Raw genomic sequence first — 4,234 nt, 5'->3', positions numbered from 1 at the left:
GCAGAGCGGTCACCAGGGTCTCGGCCGCGCGTCGAGGCGTCCGTGCCGGGGGCGCGCTCGAACCGGTCCATCGGTCGCCGGGCTCGGCCACACCCACCTGATGTCGCTGCTCGGCGCCTGGGCCCTCGGGGCCTGTTCGGCGGCGGAGACGGCGGCGGTCGAGCACCACCTCAACACCTGCGCCGGCTGCGCGGAGGAAGGGCTGCGCCTGCGGGACGCGGTCACGCTGATGGAGCCGCAGCGCACCCTGGATCTCGACGAGTCGCTGCGCACCCGCGTCCTGGAGACCTGCCTGGCGCGCCGGCCGGCCCGACTGCCGGTTCCCCGGTGGGCCGCCCCGTTCGAGGCGGAGACCGCACGGCTCGACTACCTGCTGAACGACCTCGTCGACGACGAGTGGCGGGCGCCGGTGCGGCTGCGCTGGTACGCGGGCGACAGCCCGGTCGGGTGCGCCACCACCGTCGCCGGGGTGCTGGACCACCTCACCGCCGTGGACGGGCTGCTCTGCCCCGAGTTGGGGCTGCCGGACCCGCTGGGCGCGGACGCCGCGGGCGGCGCGCCGCAGGAGCGCACCGACCTGCGGTGGCGTCTCACGGCAGCGGAGCGCGAACGGCAGCCGCGCGGCGCCTGGGGGCCGTGGCGGGACCAGGGCCGCGCGATGGTGGTCGCGGCGGCCCGGCTGCCGGCCGAGGCGGACATCCGGATCGCGTACCGGACGCCGGAGGACTTCGGGGGTGGTGCGGTGCCACTGCCGGACGCCTTCCTGGACCGCGCCTTCGCCTGCTGGGTGCACGCCTGCGACATAGCGGAGGCGGTGGACTACCCGTACGGGCCGCCCCCGGGGGACCACCTGCGGCCGCTGGTCGACCTGGCGGCGCGGCGGCTCACCGTCTCCCTCGCCGCCCGGCGGCGGGCGGGGCTGACCAGTTCGGCGCCGGTGCTGGCGCCGGCCGGCGCGCCCGGCCGCACCGTCCACCTGCAGATCCTGGGGGACGGCGGCGGCGACTGGCTGATCCCGCTGGACTCGCCGACGGCGGTGACCTCGCGGGAGGCGGTCGTGGCGCGGCTGGTGCTGACCGCGCCGGGGTTCTGCCGGCTGGCGGCGGGTCGGCTGCCGCTGGAGGAGGCCGCGGCGGGGGCGGACGGCGACCAGCGCGCGGTGCGCGACGTGCTGTTCGCGACGGCGGGGCTCTCCCGGCTCTGACCGGCGGCGGCCCGGCGCACGGCCCGCCTCGTCCGCCCGCACGGCGTACGGGCCGGTCACGGGCGCGGGCCGGTCACGGGCGGTCGCCCCCGCGCCGCGGCAGCGGCAGCTGGGCAGCGGTCGGCGCCGCCACTGCCGCCCGTGCCGCCGGCGTCAGTCGAAGACGACGGTCCGGCTGCCGTTGAGCAGGACCCGCCGCTCGCTGTGCCACTTCACCGCGCGCGCCAGCGCCTGGCACTCCACGTCGCGGCCGACCGCCACCAGTTGCGCCGGGGAGAGCTCGTGGCCGACGCGCTCGACCTCCTGCTCGATGATGGGGCCCTCGTCCAGCTCCGCCGTGACGTAGTGCGCGGTGGCGCCGATGAGCTTCACGCCCCGGGCGTGCGCCTGGTGGTAGGGCTTGGCGCCCTTGAAGCTCGGCAGGAAGGAGTGGTGGATGTTGATGATGCGCCCCGCCAGCTGCTTGCAGAGGTCGTCCGAGACCACCTGCATGTAGCGGGCGAGGACCACGAGTTCGACTTCCTGCTCGGCCACGATGCGCAGCAGCTCCGCCTCGGCGGCGTCCTTGGTGTCGGGGGTCACCGGGATGTGGTGGAAGGGGATGCCGTAGGAGGCGGTCAGCTCCTCGAAGTCCCGGTGGTTGGAGACCACCGCGGCGATCTCGACCGGCAGTGCGCCGATCCGGGTACGGAACAGCAGGTCGTTGAGGCAGTGCCCGAACTTGCTGACCATGACGACGATCCGCATCCGCCGGTCGGCGTCCCCGAGCTGCCAGTCCATCGCGAAGGAGTCGCCGACGGCGGCGAAGCCGGCCCGCAGCTTCTCCGGCGGGACGGGCGTCTCGGCGGAGAAGTGCACCCGCATGAAGAACAGGCCCGTCCCGGGGTCCTTGAACTGCTGGCTGTCCTCGATGTTGCAGCCGGTCGTGAACAGGTAGCTGGACACGGCGTGCACGATGCCGGGGCGGTCCGGGCAGGACAGCGTCAGCACGTACTGATCGGCGGTCGCCGGCCGATCGTCGGGGAGCGAGGGCGTCATACCCCCATACCCTGGCACATCCGGAGCCCCTGCCCGGCATGTGGACGCCCGGGGTCCGGCTGCGGCCCGCGAACCGCCCACGACCGGCGGACGGGCGGGGCGACGGGGCGGCGCAGCCGGGCCGGGTGTCGGGCCGGTCAGCCGATCTGCTGGGCGGCCACGAGCTCCTGCAACGTGCCCGGGCGGCCGTCGGGGTCGTCGCCGTCCGCGGTGGCCAGCAGGACATGGGCCTCGCGGGCCGCGGCGACGGCCTCCGTCCAGTCCGGGTGCCGCAGGTACTCGCTCACCGGGGCGTCCGGGCCGACCTGGTGCAGGATCCGCAGCACCCGCAGCACCGCCGCGTCGACCGCCGCCGCCTCGCGGGCATCGCGGAAGATCGCGCCGACGTAGCGGTCGGCGGACCAGTTGTCGAGCCAGGTGTCCTCGACCAGCCGGTACACGGCGTCGGTGATGTCCCCGTACCCGGGCGCACCGGCCAGCCAGCACTCCTGGTGGAAGACCGGGTCCGAGAGCATGTGGAGCGCGGAGCGCACGTTGGCGCGCCAGCGCCACCACGGCATGTCGTTGAGCGGCATGTCGCCCATGGTGGAGGACCGACGGGCACGACGGGAAGAACTTTCCGAAGCTTGCACGGAATCGATCGTACGTGCGCGGCGCGTCGGCCCGTTCCGGAGTGCCGACCGCCGCCGGCGTCCGGGGCGTCCGGTCCGCGCCGCCGCCTCGGCCGCGGCGGCGGGCACCGCGGGGCCCGGGCGCGGCCCCCGGTCAGAGGTCGGTCGGCTCCCGCTCCGGCAGGCCCAGGTCGCGGGCGACGGGGTTCCACAGCTCGACGGCCCGCTCCTTGGAGCCGCTGGCCTCCTCGCTGGCCCGGGCGGCCTGGTGGTAGGTGTCGGTGTGGCGGGCGGAGCCGCCGCGGCACATCCGGCGGCGGTCCTCGCGCACCTCGCGCGCCCAGTCCGCGAACCGGTCGTCCGCCTCGGCCGAGGACTGCCAGGCGGAACGCAGCGCCGACGTCAGCTCGCCGTGCTCGGGCAGTGCGTCCAGGGTCATCCCGTCCAGCCGCTCGACGAGGTGTCGCCGCTGCTCGCCCGCGGCGCTCAGCTCACGGCGGGCGTGGCGGATGCCCTTGCACTCCTGCACGGCGCCGACGGCCTCGACCACGGCCTCCCGGCTCTCGCCGCTCTCCGCAAGCAGCCCGGAGAGCTCGGCCGCCTGCTCGGCCGCGAGCGCCTGCTGGGCCGCGGCCGCCTCGGCCTCCGCCTCCGCCTCGGCGGCGCGTGCTGCCTCCAGCTCGTCGTCGGCGGCGTCGGCGGCCGGGGCACCCGACCCGCCGAGCCCCTCGTCCTGCTGCTGGCTCGCCCCGCCGGAGTCGCCCCGGGTGAGGGCGGCGCCGACCGCCAGGCCCACAACCGCGCACAGCGTCACCACGATGGCGCCGAGCACGACGGGGCTCAGTCGGCCGCGCCCACCGCTCTCGGGACGGCGCCGGCCACCGCGCGCGGGACCGGCGGACCGCTGCCGTCCGACCGGCGCCGCACCGTCCTCCTCGTGGAAGAACGACATGAAGTCGGCGTTCATCGCCGGCAGTTGCCGCGTGTCGCCGGGGCCTCCCCCGGCGTCCCCCCCGCCCGGGACCCCGCCGGGCGGCGGGGAGCCCGCCGTGATCGGCGGAATGTACTGGGTGGCGGCCTCGTCGGGATGGCCACCCGGCGCACCGGCGCCGAGGACCGGCGGGATCATCTGGGTCGCCGCTTCGTCCGGGTGGCCGCCGGGTCTGCCGAACCCCGGGCCGTCGGCCGTGATCGGCGGGATCAGTTGCGTCGCCGCCTCGTCCGGATGACCGCCCGCACCGGGCGGGCCGCCCGGCGAGAGGGGGGAGGCGCCGGGGACGATCGGCGGGATCAGCTGGGTGGCGCCCTCGTCCGGGTGCGCGGCCGCCGGCGGGGCGGTGGGCGCGGGCGAGGTGGCGGGCGCGGCCGGCAGTTCGGGAGC

Annotated in this window: 4 protein-coding genes; 1 reads left to right on the top strand and 3 read right to left on the bottom strand. The window is 76.5% G+C overall.

Going from position 1 to position 4,234, the window contains the following annotated elements:
• Positions 1 to 100: 100 nt before the first annotated feature.
• Positions 101 to 1,204 (top strand): zf-HC2 domain-containing protein, encoded by a 1,104-nt coding sequence (locus HCN52_RS22420; protein ID WP_168090257.1) that lies wholly within the window; start codon positions 101 to 103, stop codon positions 1,202 to 1,204.
• 153 nt (positions 1,205 to 1,357) lie between these two features.
• Here the strand turns inward: HCN52_RS22420 and purU are convergent, their stop codons facing one another.
• From purU to HCN52_RS22405, 3 genes are all read right to left on the bottom strand, one after another.
• Positions 1,358 to 2,242, bottom strand: coding sequence for a formyltetrahydrofolate deformylase (purU, locus tag HCN52_RS22415; RefSeq protein ID WP_168090256.1), 885 nt, complete (start codon positions 2,240 to 2,242; stop codon positions 1,358 to 1,360).
• Positions 2,243 to 2,379: 137 nt separating this feature from the next.
• Positions 2,380 to 2,826, bottom strand: coding sequence for an SCO4402 family protein (locus tag HCN52_RS22410; protein WP_168090258.1), 447 nt, complete (start codon positions 2,824 to 2,826; stop codon positions 2,380 to 2,382).
• Positions 2,827 to 3,007: 181 nt separating this feature from the next.
• Positions 3,008 to 4,234: hypothetical protein (locus tag HCN52_RS22405; protein ID WP_168090255.1), on the bottom strand; the 1,227-nt coding region annotated here is incomplete at its 5' end.

This window comes from Streptomyces bohaiensis (assembly GCF_012033785.1).
GTDB classification, from domain to species: domain Bacteria; phylum Actinomycetota; class Actinomycetes; order Streptomycetales; family Streptomycetaceae; genus Streptomyces; species Streptomyces bohaiensis.
Note: the sequence above shows the minus strand (reverse complement) of the source record. Positions and strands in the feature narration are given on the sequence as shown.

Bases quoted from the DNA above. Each gene is read 5' to 3' on its own strand.
- HCN52_RS22410 (WP_168090258.1), bottom strand. From the start codon at position 2,826: ATGGGCGACATGCCGCTCAACGACATGCCGTGGTGGCGCTGGCGCGCC.
- HCN52_RS22420 (WP_168090257.1), top strand. From the start codon at position 101: ATGTCGCTGCTCGGCGCCTGGGCCCTCGGGGCCTGTTCGGCGGCGGAG.
- purU (WP_168090256.1), bottom strand. From the start codon at position 2,242: ATGACGCCCTCGCTCCCCGACGATCGGCCGGCGACCGCCGATCAGTAC.